This is a genomic window from Lysobacter sp. yr284 (genome assembly GCF_900107375.1).
GTDB lineage: Bacteria > Pseudomonadota > Gammaproteobacteria > Xanthomonadales > Xanthomonadaceae > Lysobacter.
In genome coordinates, this window is record NZ_FNPT01000001.1 from 677683 (window position 1) to 697610 (window position 19928).

Here is a 19928-nt window from a genome sequence, read left to right on the forward strand (position 1 = left end):
GGGCGGCCGGCGGCCCCCATCCGCCCGGCGCCGCCGGCGAAGATCCCGACCGATGAGCGACCCGCGCAGCGCCCAAGCCGATGCCCTGATGGGCGAACTGCAACGCCAGGGCGCCGGCCGCCTCACCATCTTCCTCGGCGCCGCGCCCGGGGTCGGCAAGACCTACGCCATGCTCGGCCGCGCGCGCGAACTGCAGCGCCGCGGGATCGACGTGGTGGTCGCCATCGTCGAGACCCACGGCCGCGCCGAGACCTCGGCCTTGGTCGACGGCCTCGAGGTGCTGCCGCGCAAGCGCAGCGACTACCAAGGCCGCACGCTCGACGAGATGGACCTCGACGCCCTGCTCGCGCGCAAGCCCCAGGTCGCCCTGGTCGACGAACTCGCCCACCGCAACGCCCCCGGCAGCCGCCACGAGCGGCGCTGGCAGGACGTGCTGGAACTGCTCGACGCCGGCATCGACGTCTACACCACGGTCAACATCCAGCATCTGGAGAGCCTCAACGACGTCGTCCACCGCATCACCGGCGTGCGCGTCAACGAGACCGTGCCCGATGCGCTGTTCGACCGCCTGCGCGACATCGTCCTGGTCGACCTGCCACCGCGCGAGCTGATCGAGCGCCTGCAGCAGGGCAAGGTCTACGTGCCCGAGCAGGCCGCGCACGCGCTGCAGGCGTTCTTCTCGCCGTCCAACCTGACCGCGCTGCGCGAACTGGCGATGCAGACCGCGGCCGACCGCGTCGACAGCGACCTGCGCGAGGCGCAGACCGCGCGCGGCCTGCCCGGGGTGCCGCTGCGGCGCGCGGTGATGGTCGCCATCGACGGGCTCGGCCAATCCGAATACCTGGTGCGGGTGGCGCGGCGCCTGGCCGAACGCCGCGACGCGCCGTGGCTGGTGGTCACCGTGCAGACCGGCGGCGCGCCCGACGCGCAGCGCCAGGGCGAACTCGACCGCGCCTTCGCCCTGGCCCGCCGGCTCGGCGGCGAGGCGGTGGTGCTGCACGGCAACAGCATCGTCGATGCGCTGCTCGATCACGGCGAACGCGCCGGCGTGTCGACGATCGTGCTCGGCCGCACCCGCGAGCGGCCGCTGGCGCGGATGGTCAACCGCACCCTGACCCAGCAGCTGATCCAGCGCGGCGCGCACTACGAGCTGACCATCGTCAGCACGCCCGAGGCGCGCGCCCGCGCGCGCCGCAGCCTGCGCGAGAACGGCGGCCGCCTGCGCGGCCTGCTCAGCCGCAGCGACGCCGCGCTGGCTGTGTTCGCGGTGGCGATGGCGGTGGTGCTGGCCGGGTTCGCCGAACGCTGGATCGGCCTGGACGACCTGTCGCTGGTGTTCATCGTCGCGGTGGTGGTGGTCGCCGCGCGCACCCGCATGACCGCCGCGGTGCTGGCCTCGGCGCTGTGCTTCCTGGCCTACAACTTCTTCTTCATCGAACCGCGCTACACCCTGCTGATCGGCGCGCGCCAGGGCGTGACCACGGTGACCTTGTTCCTGGTCGCGGCCCTGGTCGCCGGGCGGCTGGCCTCGAAACTGCGCATGCAGGTGCTGGCGTTGCGCGCGGCCAACGCCCACGCCACCGAGTTGCAGACGCTGGGCCGCGAACTCGCCACCGCCGCCGACGCCGGCCAGGTGGTGCGCGCGGGCAAGCGCGCGCTCAAGCGTTCGCTCGGCGCGGAAGTGTTCGTCTATCTCGGCGGCGCGCCGCTGGCCGGGCCGAGCCTGCCCGAGCTCAGCGACAAGGACCGCGCCGCCGCCGATTGGGCGCTCAAGCACCGCCAGCCGGCCGGGCGCTACACCGACACCCTCGCAGGTTCGGAATGGTGGCTGTTGCCGCTGAGCGGCGACGCCGGCGACAAGCCCGCGGCCGGGCTGGTCGGGCTGCGCCTGCCGCCGTCGCTGACCCGCCTGGGGCCGGAGCAACGCCGCCTCGCCGAAGCGATGACCGACGACATCGCCCAGGCCGCGCTGCGCACGCGCCTGGTCGCCGACCTGGAAGACTCGCGCGTCGGCGGCGAGACCGAACGCCTGCGCTCGGCGCTGCTGTCCTCGGTCTCGCACGACCTGCGCTCGCCGCTGGCCTCGATCATCGGCGCGGCCAGCAGCCTGGACAACTACGCCGAGGCGATGCCGCGCGAGGACCGCCACGCCCTGCTGGAAACCATCCGCATCGAGGGCGAGCGGCTGGACCGCTACATCCAGAACCTGCTCGACATGACCCGGCTCGGCCACGGCGGCCTCGCCCTCAACCGCGACTGGATCGGCGTCGACGAACTGATCGGCTCGGCGGTGACGCGGCTGCAGCGCTACGAGCCGGCCGCGCGCTTCGAGGTGCGCGTGCAACCGGGGCTGGGGCCGATCTGGGTGCATCCGGCGCTGATCGAGCAGGCGCTGTTCAACGTGCTGGAGAACGCGGTCAAGTTCTCCCCGCCCGACGCGGCGGTCGCCATCGACGCGCGCCGCGTCGACGGCGAGCCCGGCGGCCCCGAGCATGTGCTGCGCATCGACGTCGGCGACCGCGGCCCCGGCATCCCCGAGGACGAACGCGCGCGCATCTTCGACATGTTCTACAGCGTCGAGCGCGGCGACCGCGGCCGCCAGGGCACCGGCCTGGGCTTGGCGATCTGCCAGGGCATGATCGGCGCCCACGGCGGCAGCGTCGTCGCCCTGCCCGGCCAGCCCGACGCCCAGGGTCGCCGCGGCACCACGATCCGCATTACCCTGCCGCCCATCGAACCCGAACCCAGGCCCGACGCCGCGCCATGACGCAGGATCACGCCCCGCCTCCGCAGGCCGCGCCGCCCGCACGCGTGCTGGTGGTCGACGACGAACCGCAGATCCGCAAGTTCCTCGACATCGCCCTGCGCGCGCAGGGCTACGCGGTGGAACTGGCCGACACCGGCAACGCCGGCCTGGAGCGCCTGGCGAGCCGCGGCGCCGACCTGATGATCCTCGACCTCGGCCTGCCCGATCGCGACGGCTTCGATGTGCTGCGCGAGCTGCGCCAGTGGTCGGGCGTGCCGGTGATCCTGCTGACCGTGCGCTCCAGCGAGGCCGAGAAGGTCGCCGCGCTCGACGGCGGCGCCAACGACTACGTGACCAAGCCCTTCGGCGTGCAGGAGCTGATGGCGCGCGTGCGCGCCCTGCTGCGCGCGCACGGCCCGCAGGGCGAGGCCCTGCCGGTGTTCGACGACGGTCGCTTGCGCATCGACCTGGCCCGGCGCGAGGTCCACCTCGACGGCGAACCGGTCGCGCTCGCGCGCAAGGAATACGCGCTGCTGGCCCTGCTGTTCCAGCACGCCGGCCGGGTGGTGACCCAACCGCAACTGCTGCGCGAACTGTGGGGCCCGACCCACCAGGAAGACACCCACTACCTGCGCATCCTGGTCGGCAAACTGCGCCACAAACTCGGCGACGACGCCGCCGCGCCGCGCTACATCGCCACCGAACCGGGCGTGGGGCTGCGCTTCATCGACACGCGTTGACGCCGCGCAACGCGCCTGCCCTGCCTGTAGGAGCGGCGCAAGCCGCGACCGCGCCGAAACGAGCGATCTCGCGTACGGCGCCCGGCGCCGGGCCTCATCGACAGCCGCCGCCACGAGCCGCCGCCGCGCATCGCGCCCCGGCTACCTGTAGGAGCGGCGCAAGCCGCGACCACGCCCGCACAGACCGCCGCGCCACTGACGGAGCACTCGTGAGAGTGGCTACGACTCGTCTTCCCACGCGCGTCGCAGCTTCGCTTTCGCGGTCGCGGCTTGCGCCGCTCCTACAGCTAGGCCCCGCGCATCGCAGGCAAAGAAAAAGCCGGCAATCGCGAGATTGCCGGCTTCTTGATGATGGCGCGCCCGGAAGGATTCGAACCTCCGACCCCCAAGTTCGTAGCCTGGTGCTCTATCCAGCTGAGCTACGGGCGCCTGAGTGCAATTATGACGTGTTATTCGCGCGGCGGGAAGCGTCATCGCCGCCTCGCAGCGATATAGCGACACATCGGGAAAACACCGCGTCGGCGCAGGCAGCGGTTGGCGATCATGCTTGTCTGCGCGGGCGCTTGCGACGCTGCGTTGGGCAGCGGCGAACCGATCGCAGAGCATCGGGCCTGAAGGCCCTCCCACTTCGTCGCTTCGGTAACGATCGCGATCGCGGCGACGAAGCCATCGCATGGAGTGGCGAAGCTCCGACGCTTCGCTGCCGAGAGCCTTCGTTGCTTCATTGTCTCGGCACCCGATGCCTCGGCGGTTTGCGCCGGGTCGCGGCATCGCGCCGACGGCTTGGACCCATCGCCTCGATGCCTCGACGGCTTGCGCCCCATCCGCCTCGACGATGCGTGCCTTGCCGCCTGCCTGCACGAAACGACGCACCCGATCCCGCATGAGCCGGCCTGCAAAACCGGAGGCGACCCGCCGCCGCACCGAACCAAAATCGGGACAAAAGAAAAAGCCGGCAATCTTGCGATTGCCGGCTTTCCAATTTGGCGCGCCCGGAAGGATTCGAACCTCCGACCCCCAAGTTCGTAGCCTGGTGCTCTATCCAGCTGAGCTACGGGCGCTTAGTTGGAAAATTATGACGAACAAACGGTCTTCCGTCAACATTTTCCGTGAAACCCTTTCGTCGTTCCGGCCGTGTCGCATGGCCGGATCGGCGAAAGAAAAGCCGCCGAAGGCGGCTTCGGTACAACTGGCGGAGAGTGAGGGATTCGAACCCTCGATAGAGTTTTTGACCCTATACTCCCTTAGCAGGGGAGCCCCTTCGGCCACTCGGGCAACTCTCCGCATCTATCAAGCGATGCGGGCGGCAATCATAACGGCTCGCCCGATTTACAGCAACAGCCGCAACAACATTTGCGGCGATGCTTTCAGGCGAACTGTTCCTCAGCCGCCCGTGTGTTTGCCCGAATCGTCCGACGCGTCCTCGCCGCGCTGAATGCGCTGGTAAATCTCCTCGCGATGAACCGCGACATCTTTCGGTGCGGTAATACCGATACGCACCTGGTTGCCCTTGACGCCGAGCACGGTGACCGTCACCGAGTCGCCGATCATCAGGGTTTCGCCGACGCGACGCGTCAGGATCAGCATTGAAAACCTCCTCGAGCCGGCACCCGGGGCACCGGCGTTGGCATTCTTTCCGTGCGGAAGAATGCTTCAATTTGTACACAAACGTGAACCATCTTAGCGACCGGTCAAACCTGGTCGCAAGCGATAGCAGTCACTGTTCGCCATTCAGACAAGCTTACTCTCAACCCAGTGCGCGACGCCCGCAAGAGCCTGGACCAGGGCCGGGCCGTCGTCGCCGCCGCCCTGAGCCATGTCCGGTCGGCCGCCGCCTTTACCGTTGATCTGACCGGCCACGTGCGAGAGGAGTTCCCCCGCCTTGACCTTGCCAGCCGCGCTTCCGTTCACTCCGGCGACCAAGGCCGCCTTACCGTCGCTGGCGCCTGCCAGCACGATCACTGCATCGCCAAGCTGCTGCTTGAGGCGGTCGACCGCCTCGCGCAACGCCTTGGCGTCGAAACCTTCCAGCCGGGTGGCCACGACCTTGACCGGACCGATCTGCGCCGCCGAGGCGGCCAGGTCGGCCGCGGCGCCGGAGGCGGCCTTGGCCTTGATCGATTCGAGCTCGCGCTCGAGCTTCTTCTGCCGGTCCAGCAGCGCGCGCACCTTGTCGGTCACGTCGGCCGGGTTGCCGCCGAGCAGGCGCGCGGCCTGCTCCAGGCGCGCTTCCTCTTCGGCCACGTAGTCCAGCGCGCCCTGCCCGGTCACCGCCTCGATCCGGCGCACGCCGGCCTGGACGCCGCCTTCGGCGACGATCTTGAACAGGCCGATGTCGCCGGTGCGCGACACGTGGGTGCCGCCGCACAGCTCGGTCGAAGCCTCGCCCATGCGCAGCACGCGCACGCGGTCGCCGTACTTTTCGCCGAACAGCGCCATGGCGCCGAAGTCCAGGGCTTCCTGCATGCCCATCTGGCGGACTTCGGCCTCGTAGTTGCCGCGCACATCGCGGTTGACCTGGCGCTCGAGCTCGGCGAGCTCGGCGTCGGTCAGCGGGTTGAAGTGCGAGAAGTCGAAACGCAGGCGATCCGGCGCGACCAGCGAGCCCTTCTGGGTGACGTGGTCGCCGAGCAGGCGGCGCAGGGCCGCGTGCAGCAGGTGGGTCGCCGAGTGGTTCAGCACGATGGCGGTGCGGCGGCCGGCGTCGATGGCGCCGCTGACGCGGTCGCCGACCTTGAGGCTGCCGTCGGTCAGCATGCCGACGTGGCCGTGGAACTGGCCGGCGAACTTCAGCGTGTCGGCGACCTGGAACAAGGCGCCGGACGCCTGCAGCTTGCCGGTATCGCCGACCTGGCCGCCGCTTTCGGCGTAGAACGGGGTGCGGTCGAGGATCACCGCGCCTTCGTCGCCGATGCGCAGCTCGTCGACCGCAACGCCGTCGCGCAGCAGCGCGACGACTTGCAGGTCGCCTTCGACCAGGCGGTCGTAGCCGAGGAATTCGGTCGGGGCCAGGCGCGCGGCGACTTCGGCCGGCATCGCGGTCTTGTTGCCGAACTTGCCGGACTGGCGCGCGATCTCGCGCTGCTTTTCCATTTCGGCTTCGAACCCGGCCATGTCCACCGACAGGCCGCGCTCGCGCGCGATGTCGCCGGTGAGGTCGGCCGGGAAGCCGTAGGTGTCGTAGAGCTTGAACGCGTCGGCGCCGGCGATGACGCCGCTGGAACGCGCGGCGATCTCGTCGAAGATGCGCATGCCCGAGTCGAGGGTGGCGGCGAAGCGCTCTTCCTCGGCGGCCAGCGCGGCGGCGACGAACTCGGCCTTGGCCGCCAGTTCGGGATAGGCATCGCCCATCACCTCGACCAGCGCCGGCACCAGCGTGTGGAAGAACGGGCCCTTCTGGCCGAGCATCCAGCCGTGGCGCAGGGCGCGGCGGATGATCCGGCGCAGCACGTAGCCGCGGCCGTCGTTGGACGGCAGCACGCCGTCGACGATCAGGAACGAACAGGCGCGGATGTGATCGGCGATCACCCGCAGCGACTTGTTCTCCAGGTCGGGGGTGGACGTGGCTTGCGCCGCGGCCGCGATCAGGTGGCGGAACAGGTCGATCTCATAGTTGCCGTGCACGCCCTGCAGCACCGCCGCGACGCGCTCCAGGCCCATGCCGGTGTCCACGCACGGCGCCGGCAGCGGCAGCAGGGTGCCGTCGGGCTGGCGGTCGAACTGCATGAAGACCAGGTTCCAGATCTCGATGAAACGGTCGCCGTCCTCGTCCGGCGAGCCCGGCGGGCCGCCGGCGATGTGCGCGCCGTGGTCGTAGAAGATCTCGGTGCACGGGCCGCAGGGGCCGGTGTCGGCCATCTGCCAGAAATTGTCCGAGGCGAACGGCGCGCCCTTGTTGTCGCCGATGCGCACGATCCGCTCGGCGGGCACGCCGATCTTCTTGTGCCACAGATCGTAGGCTTCGTCGTCGGTGTGGTAGACCGTGACCAGCAGGCGCTCGGCCGGCAGCTGCCACACGCCGGTCAGCAGTTCCCAGGCCCAGGCGATGGCGTCGGCCTTGAAGTAGTCGCCAAACGACCAGTTGCCGAGCATCTCGAAGAAGGTGTGGTGGCGCGCGGTGTAGCCGACCTGGTCGAGGTCGTTGTGCTTGCCGCCGGCGCGCAAGCAGCGCTGCACGTCGGTCGCGCGCGAGTAGCCCGGCTTCTCGCTGCCGAGGAACACGTTCTTGAACTGCACCATGCCCGAGTTGGTGAACAGCAAGGTCGGGTCGTTGGCCGGCACCAGCGGTGCCGACGGCACGACGGTGTGGCCTTTGCCCCGAAAGAACTCGAGGAAATCGCTGCGGATTTCGGTGGTCGTTTTCATGCCTGGGGAGATTCGCCTGGTCGGGAGCGGAGCGCTCGACCGAAGCCATGCCACCACGATGGGGGCATCGACTGGAACAGGCAACCCGGGACCCGAAAGCCGCGTAGCCTAGCAGGCCGGAGGCCCTTGTGCGCAAGGCCTGACAGGAAAAGTGCCTGAACGTTCAGTCCGATACGTACGAACGGCTGGCGATGCGAATGGTTTCCATGTCGAACCCCCGCCGCATGAGCAAATCGGCGGCCTTGCGGCGGCGCGCCGGGTCCTGCGCATAGGCCTCGCCGAAGCGGCGCCGGAGCAGGTTTCGGGCGTTCTCCAGCCAGTCGCCTTCGAAGGCCGCCATGGCCACGGCGATGGCCTCGCCGTCGAGCCCGTGGGTGCCCAATTCGGCGCGGATGTGGACCGGGCCGTAGCCGTTGTTGGCGCGGCTGCGGACCAGGGTCTCGGCGAAGCGGGCATCGTCCTGCCAACCGGCGTCGGCGAGGCGGTCCACCGCCTCCACGACCTGCTCGCGGTCGAGGCCGCGCGAGGTCAGTTTGCGGGTCAGTTCCTTGCGCGAATGCTCGCGCCGGACCAGCAACCCGAGCGCGCGCTGGGCCGGAGTCTGTTCGCGCGAAGCGCGGCGGCGTTCGCGGCGCGAGGGGCCGCTAGTACTTTGGTCGAACAGGTGCCCGTCGCCATCGGCAAACGGGTGTTCGAACGTGGATTCGGACGTGGAATGCGCGGGGAACAGGCCGGCCGCGGGATCGGCGGCGTCTTCGGCCGGCGTCGGCTCGGCGGCCGCTGCCGAGGGGTCGGCCGCGACGCGGCGGTCGTTGGGAGCGCCGCGGTCGCCGGGGCGGCATGGCGCGGCTTCGAACAGGCCTGGGTGGCCGCGAGCGGCGGCATCGGTTACGGATGGAACCTGGACGTCCGGCCTTGCCGGCGATTCGGCCTGCGGATCGCTGCCGCTGCCGCTGCCGCTGCCGGTGTCGGTGTCGGTGTCGGTGTCGGAAAACGACGATTCGCGGGACGGCCGATCCGCATCCGCGGACCGGCTCCCGCTTTCGATCGCACGCATGCGCGCGCGCAGGTCGTTCAGACTCATCGCTCCACGGCCGGGCGAGGGCTCGCCACCCTGCCCGGCCGTGCTGCCGGCGCCACCACCATGGCGCCGTCCGTCATCCCGATCGGAACTCATTGCAAAGACGATTCGCTAAGCGCCGGCGAGGATCAGTCCTCGGCGGCCTCTTCGCGCGAAGCCTCGGCCGGCACGAACTTCTCGCGCAGGTTGGCTTCCAGGCGCTGGGCCATTTCCGGGTTTTCCTTGAGGTACTGGCGGGCGTTTTCCTTGCCCTGGCCGATGCGCTCGCCGTCGCAGCTGTACCAGGCGCCCGACTTCTCGACCAGCTTGGCTTCCACGCCCATGTCGATCAGTTCGCCTTCGCGCGAGATGCCTTCGCCGTAGAGGATCTCGGTGACGATCTGCTTGAACGGCGGCGCCATCTTGTTCTTGACGACCTTGATCTTGGTCTGGTTGCCGATGATCTCGTCGCCCTTCTTGATCGCGCCGATGCGGCGGATGTCCAGGCGCACCGAGGCGTAGAACTTGAGCGCGTTGCCGCCGGTGGTGGTTTCCGGGCTCTGGCCCGGCATCATCACGCCGATCTTCATGCGCAACTGGTTGATGAAGATCACCAGAGTGTTGGAGCGCTTGATGTTGCCGGTGAGCTTGCGCAGCGCCTGCGACATCAGGCGGGCCTGCAGGCCCGGCAGCTGGTCGCCCATCTCGCCTTCGATTTCGGCCTTCGGGGTCAGCGCGGCGACCGAGTCGATCACGACCATGTCGACCGCGGCCGAACGCACCAGCATGTCGGCGATTTCCAGCGCCTGCTCGCCGGTGTCGGGCTGCGAGACCAGCAGGTCGTCGATGTTGACGCCGAGCTTGCCGGCGTAGATGGGGTCGAGCGCGTGCTCGGCGTCGATGAAGGCGGCGGTGCCGCCGTTCTTCTGGCACTGGGCGATGGCCTGCAGGGTCAGGGTGGTCTTGCCCGAGGATTCCGGGCCGTAGATTTCGACCACGCGGCCCTTGGGCAGGCCGCCGATGCCGAGCGCGATGTCGAGCATCAGCGAGCCGGTGCCGATCACTTCGGCGGCTTCGACCGGGCGGTCGCCCATGCGCATCACCGAGCCCTTGCCGAACTGCTTTTCGATCTGGCCCAGGGCGGCCGCTAGCGCGCGCTTCTTGTTCTCGTCCATCGCTGTGTTCCTTGAGTCTGTCGTGGTGGGGATACGTTAGAGGGCGCGTATCGCAGAGGCTGAGATCGTGGCGCCGAGAGCCAAATTATCCGTCGAAGCGGCCGTGCGCTGCCGGGCGGTTGCCGGCGCCGGGGTCGGATTTCCCCGCGCCAGCGCAGCGGAAATCGTCTCGTCCAGGGCGCGCAATGCGGCTTCGGCGGCCGGCACCGCGGCGCATTCGCGGGCGAAGCCGCGGCGGTCGTAGAGGCAGGTGCGGGCCATCGCGGCGCGGTTCAACGGTTGGGCCGGACCAGCCCGCAATACAGGCCTTCGATGGCGAAGTCCTGGTCGGGCTGGACCTCGATCGGCGCGTAGTCGGGGTTGCGCGGTAGCAGGCGGATGCGGTCCCTGCCGATCTTGAGCAGCTTGACGGTGATCTCGTCGTCGATGCGGGCGACCACGATCTGGCCCGAACGCGCATCGCGGGTGCGGTGCACGCCGATCAGGTCGCCGTCGAAGATGCCCTCGTCGCGCATCGAGTCGCCCTTGACCTTGAGCAGGTAGTCGGGCGACGGGAAGAACATGTTGCGGTCGAGCAGGACGTAATTGTCGGGCTCGATGCCGGCGGCCGAGCCGATCGGCGCGCCGGCGGCGACCCGGCCGAGCACCGGCAGGCGCAGCGCGTCCTCGTCGAAGGCCTGCGCCGGCGCGGCGACCAGGCCGAGCTCGCGCTGCGCCTGCGGCGGCGGCTGCAGCACGCGGATGCCGCGCGCGCGGCCGGGCCGGCGTTCGATCGCGCCGGCCGCCTCGAGCGCCTCGAGGTGGTACTGCGCGGCGCGCACGCCCTTGAAACCGAAGGCGCGGGCGATCTCCGTCTGCGACGGCGGAAGACCTTCGGCGTCGATCCGTTCCGCGATCAGCGCGAGGATGGCTTGCTGGGTGTCGGTCAGGCTCATGGTTAGTAGTATTACTACTAACAACCGACCGGGCAAGACCGCTCGTCCGGCAATTGATTGACTCAGTCAAATAACTCTCGCACGCTGCGGTTCCGCCCTCGCCCGCCGAACCGCCGCCATGGCCCACCCGATCGAAGCCGCCCAGGTCGACGCCGTCCGCGCCTTCAACCGCTTCTATACCCGCCGGATCGACGTGCTGCGCGAGGACCTGCTCGACAGTCCGTTCACCCTGACCCAGGCGCGGGTGCTGTTCGAGCTGGCCCAGCGCGAACCGGTGGCGGCGCGCGACATCGGCGAAACCCTGGGCCTGGACGCGGGTTACCTGAGCCGGATCGTGCAGGGCTTCGTCGACGCCGGGCTGGTCGCCAAGGCGCGCAGCGAACACGATGCGCGCAGCTTCGCGCTGAGCCTGACCGCGAGCGGTCGCGAGACCTTCGCCGGGCTCGACCGCAGTTCGCACCGGACCACCGCGGCGATGCTGAAGGCCCTGTCCGCGCTCGACCGCGACCGCCTGCTGCGCGCGATCGCCGAGGCCGAACGCGCGCTGACCCCGCACGCGCTGCCGGCGCCGCAACGGCTGCGCGTGCGCGAGCACGCGATCGGCGACCTCGGCTGGGCGATCGAGCGCCATGCCCGCCTGTACGCCGACGAGTACGGTTGGAATGCGGACTTCGAGGCGCTGGTGGCGAAGCTGTTCGCGCAGTTCGCGAGCGCCCGCGATCCGGCGCGCGAACGCTGCTGGATCGCCGAGATCGACGGCGAGCGGGTCGGCTGCGTGTTCGTGGCCGCCAACGCCGACGACGCGCGGGTCGCGCAGTTGCGCTGCCTGCTGGTCGACCCGCGCGCGCGCGGGCTGGGCGTGGGCCGGCGGTTGGTCGAGACCTGCATCGGCTTCGCCCGCGAGGCCGGGTATCCGCGCATGCGCCTGTGGACCAACGACATCCTGACGGCGGCGCGGCGCATCTACGAGGACTTCGGGTTCGTGCTGGTCGAGCAGGAGCGGCATCGCAGCTTCGGCCACGATCTGGTCGGGCAGGTTTGGGAACTGGAATTGACGTGAGCGGCCGCGGATGCGGTGGACGCGCCCGGTAGCAGCGGCGCAAGCCGCGACGCGGCCGTCGCGATCGTAGATGTACGCCGTGGCCGGCGCGCGCCGGCGCATCGTGCGCCCGGCGCGATCTGTTGTGGCGCGGTCGCGGCTTGCGCCGCTCCTACAGAGGGATCGCGTGGCGGCGTCGGATCGGGCTGGTACGGTCGCGCCATGCCGAGGATTCGGCGCGATCTGCCGCGACGCGGTCGCGGCTTGCGCCGCCCCTGCCCAGGATCGCGGCGCCTGCGCCATGGCTCGCTTCAGGACGCCAGCGTTTCCAGGCCTTGCAGGGCCGCGGCGACGGTCTGGCGGCGCACGGCTTCGCGGTCGCCGTCGAAGTGGAAGGCTTCGGCGCGCGGGTAGCCGCCGCGGCGTTTCCAGGCGACCCAAACCGTGCCGACCGGCTTGTCCTCGGTGCCGCCGCCGGGGCCGGCGATGCCGGTGACCGCGACGGCGAGGGTCGCGCCGGTGTTGGCCAGGGCGCCGGAGACCATCTCGATCACGGTCTCGCGGCTGACCGCGCCGTGCTGTTCGAGCGTCTGCGGGCGCACGCTCAGCAGCGCCTGCTTGGCCTCGTAGCTGTAGGCGACCAGGCCGCATTCGAACCACGCCGAGGAGCCGGCGATGTCGGTCAGGGTCTTGGCGATCCAGCCGCCGGTGCAGCTCTCGGCGGTGACCAGCATGTGGTGGTTGCGGCGGGCGGTTTCGCCGATGCGGGCGGCCAGGGCATCCAGGGCGGCGTCGCTGGCGTCGGCGGGGGCGATGGCGGGGGTGTGGGCGCTCATGGGCGCCACTATAACGGGCACGGAGACGCGGGCTTTGCCGGGTCGGACGGTTCGGCGGCGGGTGTCGGGGCGGACGCGACGCTGGCTGCGGCCGGGACTTCGGCGATTGCAGTGGCCACGTCGCGGCTTGCGCCGCTCCTACAGTCGGATCGCATGCCACGGCCTGGCCCTGTAGCAGCGGCGCGAGCCGCGACCGCGGGACTGCCGTTCGCGACGCGACGACGAGGCCCGTACGACGACAACGGCGGCCGCACGCATGTCGCGCGCGGCCGCCGTCGCATCGCCTGGGCTCAGTAGCTGACCCGCAAGGTCACGCCGTAGGTGCGCGGCGCGCCGAGGAAGGCGTTCCACGAGCCGGTCTGCAGCGGCGCGTCGAAGCCGACCTGCTTGTACTCCTCGTCGAACAGGTTCATCGCCCAGGCCTCGACCATCCAGCGGCGGTTCTTGGCGCCGACGCCGAGACGCGCGTTGACCACGGTGTAGGCGTCCTGGCCCTTTTCCGGGTCGAGGTCGGAACCGGTGTTGTAGTCGGAGGAATACTTGGCGCCGATGTTGAAGCGGCCGATCAGGTCGGGGCCGAAGTCCCATTGGTAGGTCACCGCGGCCGAGGCCGACCACAGCGGGGCGAAGCTGGCGCGCGCGCCGGGCAGCTTGGCCAGGTCGGCGTCGGGCAGCAGGTCCTTGCCGTACTTGGTGTCGGCGTACATCACGCCGCCCTGCAGCATCAGGCCCTTGACGCCGGTCTGCCACAGCACTTCGGTGTCGATGCCCTGCGACCGGACTTCCGGGATCGAGCGCACCACGAAGCTGGTGCCCAGGAAGCTGTTGAGCTGGAAGTCGCTGTAGGTCTGGTGGAACAAGGTCGCGTTGAGCAGCAGGTTGCCGCCGGCCCAGGTGGTCTTGGCGCCGAGCTCGTAGCTGTCGACGAACTCGCCCGGGAACGAGGTGTCGTTGACCGGGGTGATGCCGGCGGTGCCCGCCGACAGGCCGTTGGACGACTGCACCCGGTCGAGGTTGAAGCCGCCGGCCTTGTAGCCGCGCGCGGCCGAGGCGTAGCCCATGACGTGCTCGTTCCAGCGGTACGCGGCCTTGAGCGTGCCCGACCATTCCTTCTCGTCGCGCTCCTGGTTCGTCACCCGGCCGTTGTGCAGGGTGTTCGCCCACGGCAGGCACATGAAGCCGAGCACCTGCGGCACCAGCGCGTTGATCGCCGCCAGCGGCACGCCGCGCGCGGCCAGCGCCTGCCCCACCCGCGCCGGATTGGCCAGGCCCGCGCCGCAGCCGACGCCGCCGTTGGGATTGCTGTAGACCGAGTCGAGCTCCTTGTTCTCCTTGGTGTAACGCAGGCCCAGGGTCAGGTCGAGCTTGTCGGTGGCGTGCCAGGTGTTGTTGGTGAACAGCGCCACGCTGGTGCTGTTCTGTTTGTAGCGGTCGAGCGCGCCGAGGCCGGCGAAGGCGCTGCCGAACGGACGCCCGGACGCCTGCGACAGGAACGTCGCGGCGTTGGCGGTGTTGACCACGCCGGCCGGGAAACGCGCGGCGATCTGGCTCAGCACCGCGGTCGCCAGGTACGGCTCGTAGGCCGCGCCGAGGCTGTAGGAATCGTTGCGCTTGAGGTCTTCGTCGGCATAGAACATGCCGAACATCCAGTCGAGCTTGTCGGTGGAGCCGGTCAGGCGCAGTTCCTGGCTGAACTGCTTGAAGCCGGTGAACGACTCGTCCGGATCGGCATTGCGATAGATCATGTCGGCGGTGGAGAAATCGAAGTCCAGGCCGTTGATCGCCTGCCAGTCGCGCGCGGCGGTGATCGAGGTCAGGGTGGCGCCGCCGAACCACGGGGTGATCCAGTTGATCTCGGCCGAGACGCCCTTGTCCTTGATGTCCTGGGTGGTCGGCCGGTTGCTCCAGGCGCGGCGCGCGAACGGATCGGCCACCGGCGCCACGCCGGTGCCGCCGGCGAGCGCGTTGACGATCGCCGCGGTCGGGCCGCGCACCGTGGTCAGGCCAACGCAGCAGTTCTCTTCGCGGCTGCTGAAGTCGGCGATCAGGTTGATGTCGAGGTTTTCGGTCGGCTCGAACAGCAGCTGGCCGCGCAGGGTGTGGAAGTTCTGGTCGCCGTCCTCGCGCTCGGCGCGCGGGCCGCGGCCGACTTCGACGTCGGTGAAGCCGTCGCGCTTGCGCTTGGCGCCGTAGATGCGGAACGCGGCGTGCTCGCCGAGCGCGGTGTTGAACGAGCCGGCCGCGCCGACCGCGCCGTAGTCGCCGATGGTCAGCTCGCCCTCGACCTTGGTGTTGTAGTCCGGCCGGCGGGTGATGACGTTGATGACGCCGGCCGAAGTGTTCTTGCCGAACACCGTGCCCTGCGGGCCCTTGAGCACTTCGATCCGCTCGATCTCGCCGAGGTCGCCGAAGCCCACGCCGTTGCGCGGGCGGTAGACGCCGTCGACGACCACGCCGACCGAGGATTCCAGGCCGGCGTTGTCGCCGACCGTGCCGATGCCGCGGATGCGCGCCACCGTCTGCACTTCGCTCTGGGTGCTGCTGACGGTCAGGCCGGGCACCAGCAGCTGCACGTCCTTGATGTCGCGCACGCCGGTGTCCTGCAACAGCTGCTCGGGCAAGGCGGTGATCGAGATCGGCACGTCCTGCATCGCCTCCTCGCGTTTTTGCGCGGTGACGGTGAGGCCGGCCAGGGTCTTGGCCTCGTCCTCCTGCGCCGGCGCGGACTGCTGCGCGTGCGCGGCGGCGGACGCGGCCAGGCTCAGGGCGACGGCAAACGACAAGGTCTTGCGACCCGGCGAGCGAGCGATCATCAGGCATTCCCCTCTTGTGACGACGTTTCCTACGAAAAACGCTGGATTCCAACGCTGGACTTCGATGTCTCGCGATATCGGCGCGCACTGCCGCGCGCGGCGCCGCGCGGTCCCCGGCGCGGTGCGTCCTCGACGTATACGCGATCGGCGGGGGAAGTCGGCCGGGCTACGCGGGAAGCAGGATGGGCGGAAAATTAGCACGCCGCGCGCAGTCGTCATGCGGCGTCGCAGCACCGTTGTGTCGGCAAACAGTTTGCTGACGTTGCGAACGAACGTTCGCAAATCGGGGAGGGACGCCGGCTTTTGTGGGAGGGACTTCGGTCCCGGCGCCTTTCGCTCAGGTCATCGCGATCTGGCACAAGAGCGTCGGGCCTGAAGGCCCTCCCACAACAGCCGAAGGCCCGCAGACTGCGCTGTTTTGGTGGGAGGGACTTCAGTCCCGATGCCTTTCGCTCAGGTCGCGGCGATCTGGCACGAGAGCGTCGGGCCTGAACGCCCTCCCACAACAGCCCAATGCCTGATCGGGCCGCGACGCTCCACGCTCAGCCACGCACCAGCGTCGACTTGCCGAACAGGCTCTCGACCAGGTCGATCGCGATCAGCGCGGTGGCGTTGTCGCGGTCGAGGATCGGGTTGAGCTCGACGATGTCCAGCGAGCCCATGCGCCCGCTCTCGGCGATCATCTCCATCGCCAGTTGCGCCTCGCGGTAGTTCGGCCCGCCGGCGACGCCGGTGCCGACGCCGGGGGCGATGCTCGGGTCGAGGAAGTCGACGTCGAAGCTCACGTGCAGGTGGGTGTCCTCGTCGAGGTCGGCCAGCGCGTCCTCCATCACCCGCTTGATGCCGATGTCGCCGATCCGGCGCATGTCGTACACCGGCAGGCCGTGGCGGCGGATCAGTTGCTTCTCGCCGGCATCGACCGAACGCGTGCCGATCTGGCGCATCTGCCCGACCTGCATCGCCGGCGCCTCGCCGCCGAGGTGGGTCAGCTCGCGCGGCCCCAATCCGATCAGGCAAGCCACCGGCATGCCGTGCAGGTTGCCGCTGGGGGTGATGTCGTTGGTGTTGAAGTCGGCGTGCGCGTCCAGCCACAGCACGCGCAGTTTCTTGCCTTGCGCGCGGCAGTGCTGGGCGACGGCGGTGATCGAGCCCAGGCCGAGGCAGTGGTCGCCGCCGAGCAGGATCGGCATGCGGCCCAGGCCGAGTTCGGCCGAGACGGCGTTCATCACCTGGCGGTTCCAGGCGATCACTTCGTCGAGGTGGCGGTAGCCGTCGACCGGCCCGGTCCAGGGGTTCGGCGGGCCGTCGAGGTTGCCGCGGTCGGCCACGTCCAGGCCGAGGCCGTGCAGCGCTTCGCGCAATCCGGCGATGCGCAGGGCCTCCGGGCCCAGGCGCGCGCCGCGATCGCCGGCGCCGACGTCGGTCGGTGCGCCTATCAACGAAACCGGCAAGGCAGTGGGGGAGCTCATGTGCGGGTCCTGAGCGGCCGCTTCGGCGGCCGCGTGATGTGGGTGAAGCCGCGTGGGCGGCCGAACGATGGCGATGCGACCGTCGCGGCGGCCGGTGGGCAGGAATGCGCTCGCCGCAGCGGTTGCGCGATGCGGCTGCATCGGCGTCGGGCCGGCGCGCGGCGCAACCACGACCTCGCCATGCCGATACGGCGCGCACGCCGCGGCCGCAGCGAAACCGATGCGGCGCGAGCGCGCCCGACCCTGCCGCGCATGCGCCTGCCGCCCCCTGCCCCGCCGCGCCGTTTCACTTCTCGACGAAGGCCCGCTCGATCACGTAGTCGCCCGGCTCGCGCGTGCGCGGCGAGGCGACGAAACCGCGCCGGTCCAGCAGCGCGGCGGTGTCGGCGAGCATCTGCGGGCTGCCGCACAGCATCACCCGGTCCTCGGCCGGGTCCAGCGGCGGCAGGCCGAGCGCCTGGGTCATGGTGTCGGCGTCGATGGCGTCGGTGAGCCGGCCCTGGTTGCGGAACGGTTCGCGCGTCACCGTCGGGTAGTAGCGCAGCTGCTGCCGCACCGGCGGGCCGAGGAACTCGTGCTTGGGCAGTTCGCTCTCGATGAACTGCTGGTAGGCCAGATCGTCGATCCGGCGCACGCCGTGGGCGAGCACCACGGTCTCGAAACGCTCGTAGGTCTCCGGGTCGCGGACGATGCTCAGGAACGGCGCCAGGCCGGTGCCGGTGCCGAGCAGGTACAGCCGCTTGCCCGGGTTGAGGTCGTTCAGCACCAGCGTGCCGGTCGGCCGGCGGCTGACCAGGATCTCGTCGCCGCGCTCGATGTGGCGCAGGCGCGAGGTCAGCGGGCCGTCGGGCACCTTGATGCTGAAGAACTCCAGGTGTTCCTCGTAGTGCGCGCTGGCGATCGAGTACGCGCGCATCAGCGGGCGGCCGTCGATCTCCAGCCCGACCATGACGAAGTGCCCGCTGTCGAAGCGGAAGCCGGGGTCGCGGGTGGTGCGGAAGCTGAAAAGGCTGTCGTTCCAATGCCTGACTTCGATGACGCGTTCGGTCGCCAACTGCATCTGGGTGACTCCTGCATGGAAGGGGCGCGATGGGTGTGGGGCGGCGGGTCCGCGCGAACGCGCACCGGGGCAGACCCGGCGCGCGGCGTCGGCTGCAATCGATGCGTCATCGTGCTGACGCGCTCGGGTAATTAATGGCCATCGCGGTCGCAGCGCTCGCGACGCAGGCGCGGCGCGACGGCCGGGCAATACCAGCACATTATTTTTTCCGGAGGGAAACGGATATTCCAAAGAATGATCCGCGTCGCAGGATAATCGGGCCTGCGCCTTTGACTGCGGATCGGGCTTGCCGCGAATATTCGCCGGCATTATCTGAATCACATCGTCCGGCCGTCACGGAGCGCGCGAGCGCATAACCGGGCCGACCACCACCAGCCTGCCGGGAGGATCGCATGGGCGATTCGACGGGAACCTCTGCGCCAATGAATTCAAAGACCTGCGAAAAACCGCCGAGCGCTCGCCGGTTTCCGGGCGGCAGCGGTCTCATTATCGAAACGCGGCGGCCAGCTCATTTTCTCGAACATAATGGAAAAAGAAAATGAATGGATTATCAGAGCACACTTTCGAAACGCGTGCTGCGTCGCAACAAGAGAGTGACGCGGCCGGGCAGGACGGCGCCGCCGCGGCCGGCGCCGGGATTATCCCGGAGCGGAACGCCGACCCGGTCACGCCGGCAGCGACGACGCGGCTGGATTTTCTGCGGCACTGCGCCCACCCGCTGCTGATGCTGGCGGTGGCGGCCTACGTCTATGCAGGCATCGCGCGCGGCTGGGACCTGGGCGGCGCCAACTTCGCCTTCGTGTTGCTGACCATCGGCTACCTGGCGCTGCTGGAGCGGCTGATCCCCTACGAGCGCGGCTGGCTGCCGGATCGGCGCGAGTGGGGCCTGTACGGCGTGTACTTCTTCCTCACCGTGGTCGGCGGCGCGCTCGCGCAGATTCCGTTGATGGCGGCGGTGTCGGCGGTGGCGCCGCTGCATCCGGCGCTGCCGCTGTGGGCGGAAATCCCGCTGGCGCTGCTGCTGAGTTCGCTCGCCAGCTACGCGGTGCACCGCGCCGGCCACGACATCCCGCTGCTGTGGCGGCTGCACGGCGTGCACCACGTGCCGGACAAGGTCAACGTCGGCAACAACGGGGTCAACCACGTGCTCGACGTGACCCTGGCCCAGTTCGTGGTGCAGTTCGCGCTGGCGCTGGCCGGGTTCTCCGCGCATTCGCTGTTCGCGGTCGGCATCTTCGTCATCGCCCAGGGCTATTTCGTCCACGCCAACATCGACGTGCGCCTGGGCTGGCTCAACCACGTGCTCGCCAGCCCCGAACTGCACCGCATGCACCACAGCGCCGACAAGCACGAGGCCGGGCATTTCGGCTCGGACCTGTCGATCTGGGACCGCCTGTTCCGCAGCTACACCTGGCGGCCCGGCAAGCGCCCGCACCGGATCGGCCTGTTCGCGCCGGGCACGTTCCCGCCCAACCGCGCGCTGTTGTCCACCTTGCTGCATCCGTTGCGGCCGCGGCGCTATCCGCCCGCGCCGCCGCCCTCGCCCGCCCGCGCATCGCTCGCCTCCGCCGCACCCGCCGCGGACCGCGCGCCGCCCTGACCGCTTTGTTTCAGATCCAGGCCGGAACCCGTTCCGGCGCGCCACCGAACCGCTCCGCAAGACGCCCTTAAGACGACCCGACGACCCGAT

Annotated in this window: 14 protein-coding genes and 3 tRNA genes; 4 read left to right on the forward strand and 13 right to left on the reverse strand. The window is 69.7% G+C overall.

The features are described from left to right. The first annotated feature begins 52 nt into the window (after positions 1 to 52). Both BLV01_RS02800 and BLV01_RS02805 read left to right on the forward strand, forming a co-directional pair. The gene (locus BLV01_RS02800; protein ID WP_091793834.1) at positions 53 to 2767 is read left to right on the forward strand and encodes a sensor histidine kinase; all 2715 of its coding nucleotides are present in this window, start codon (positions 53 to 55) and stop codon (positions 2765 to 2767) included. Beyond that, complete coding sequence (locus BLV01_RS02805; protein WP_091793836.1) at positions 2764 to 3486, forward strand: response regulator; 723 nt, start codon at positions 2764 to 2766, stop codon at positions 3484 to 3486. The genes BLV01_RS02800 and BLV01_RS02805 overlap by 4 nt, the downstream gene beginning before the upstream one ends. Before the next feature lie 352 nt (positions 3487 to 3838). Here BLV01_RS02805 and BLV01_RS02810 read toward each other — a convergent pair. The 9 genes from BLV01_RS02810 to lexA form a co-directional block, all read right to left on the reverse strand. Further along, positions 3839 to 3915: transfer RNA gene (locus tag BLV01_RS02810), tRNA-Arg, on the reverse strand. A gap of 555 nt (positions 3916 to 4470) precedes the next feature. Further along, positions 4471 to 4547 (reverse strand) — tRNA-Arg (locus BLV01_RS02815). A gap of 129 nt (positions 4548 to 4676) precedes the next feature. After that, positions 4677 to 4769 (reverse strand) — tRNA-Ser (locus BLV01_RS02820). 100 nt (positions 4770 to 4869) lie between these two features. Further along, entirely contained in the window at positions 4870 to 5073 is a 204-nt protein-coding gene (gene csrA / locus BLV01_RS02825) for a carbon storage regulator CsrA (RefSeq protein ID WP_057948118.1), read from the reverse strand. A gap of 144 nt (positions 5074 to 5217) precedes the next feature. Then, positions 5218 to 7851, reverse strand: a complete 2634-nt coding sequence (gene alaS, locus BLV01_RS02830) for an alanine--tRNA ligase (protein ID WP_091793838.1) — start codon at positions 7849 to 7851, stop codon at positions 5218 to 5220. A gap of 163 nt (positions 7852 to 8014) precedes the next feature. Continuing rightward, positions 8015 to 8515, reverse strand: a complete 501-nt coding sequence (recX, locus tag BLV01_RS26715) for a recombination regulator RecX (RefSeq protein ID WP_139178495.1) — start codon at positions 8513 to 8515, stop codon at positions 8015 to 8017. A 545-nt stretch (positions 8516 to 9060) separates the two neighbouring features. Continuing rightward, on the reverse strand, positions 9061 to 10086 hold the full coding sequence (recA, locus tag BLV01_RS02840) for a recombinase RecA (RefSeq protein ID WP_091793840.1): 1026 nt from the start codon (positions 10084 to 10086) through the stop codon (positions 9061 to 9063). A 36-nt stretch (positions 10087 to 10122) separates the two neighbouring features. Next, a complete protein-coding gene (locus BLV01_RS25130; RefSeq protein WP_139178405.1) occupies positions 10123 to 10362 on the reverse strand; it encodes a hypothetical protein in 240 nt (79 codons plus the stop codon). Next, positions 10359 to 11021 carry a transcriptional repressor LexA gene (gene lexA / locus BLV01_RS02845; protein WP_091793842.1) on the reverse strand — a complete coding sequence of 221 codons (663 nt, stop codon included), beginning with the start codon at positions 11019 to 11021 and terminating at the stop codon, positions 10359 to 10361. Before lexA ends, BLV01_RS25130 begins: the two co-directional genes overlap by 4 nt. Positions 11022 to 11139: 118 nt before the next feature. On the opposite strand from lexA, the gene BLV01_RS02850 reads away from it, so the two are divergent. Further along, entirely contained in the window at positions 11140 to 12081 is a 942-nt protein-coding gene (locus tag BLV01_RS02850; RefSeq protein ID WP_091793844.1) for a bifunctional helix-turn-helix transcriptional regulator/GNAT family N-acetyltransferase, read from the forward strand. A 290-nt stretch (positions 12082 to 12371) separates the two neighbouring features. Here the strand turns inward: BLV01_RS02850 and BLV01_RS02855 are convergent, their stop codons facing one another. From BLV01_RS02855 to BLV01_RS02870, 4 genes are all read right to left on the reverse strand, one after another. Then, positions 12372 to 12896 carry a CinA family protein gene (locus tag BLV01_RS02855; RefSeq protein ID WP_091793846.1) on the reverse strand — a complete coding sequence of 175 codons (525 nt, stop codon included), beginning with the start codon at positions 12894 to 12896 and terminating at the stop codon, positions 12372 to 12374. A 290-nt stretch (positions 12897 to 13186) separates the two neighbouring features. Continuing rightward, a complete protein-coding gene (locus BLV01_RS02860; RefSeq protein ID WP_091793848.1) occupies positions 13187 to 15709 on the reverse strand; it encodes a TonB-dependent receptor in 2523 nt (840 codons plus the stop codon). Positions 15710 to 16251: 542 nt separating this feature from the next. After that, entirely contained in the window at positions 16252 to 17178 is a 927-nt protein-coding gene (gene rocF / locus BLV01_RS02865) for an arginase (protein WP_091793850.1), read from the reverse strand. 286 nt (positions 17179 to 17464) lie between these two features. After that, a complete protein-coding gene (locus BLV01_RS02870; RefSeq protein WP_091793852.1) occupies positions 17465 to 18238 on the reverse strand; it encodes a ferredoxin--NADP reductase in 774 nt (257 codons plus the stop codon). 724 nt (positions 18239 to 18962) lie between these two features. Between BLV01_RS02870 and BLV01_RS02875 the strand changes: the two genes are divergently transcribed. After that, complete coding sequence (locus tag BLV01_RS02875) at positions 18963 to 19838, forward strand: sterol desaturase family protein (RefSeq protein WP_091793854.1); 876 nt, start codon at positions 18963 to 18965, stop codon at positions 19836 to 19838. Positions 19839 to 19928 lie beyond the last annotated feature (90 nt).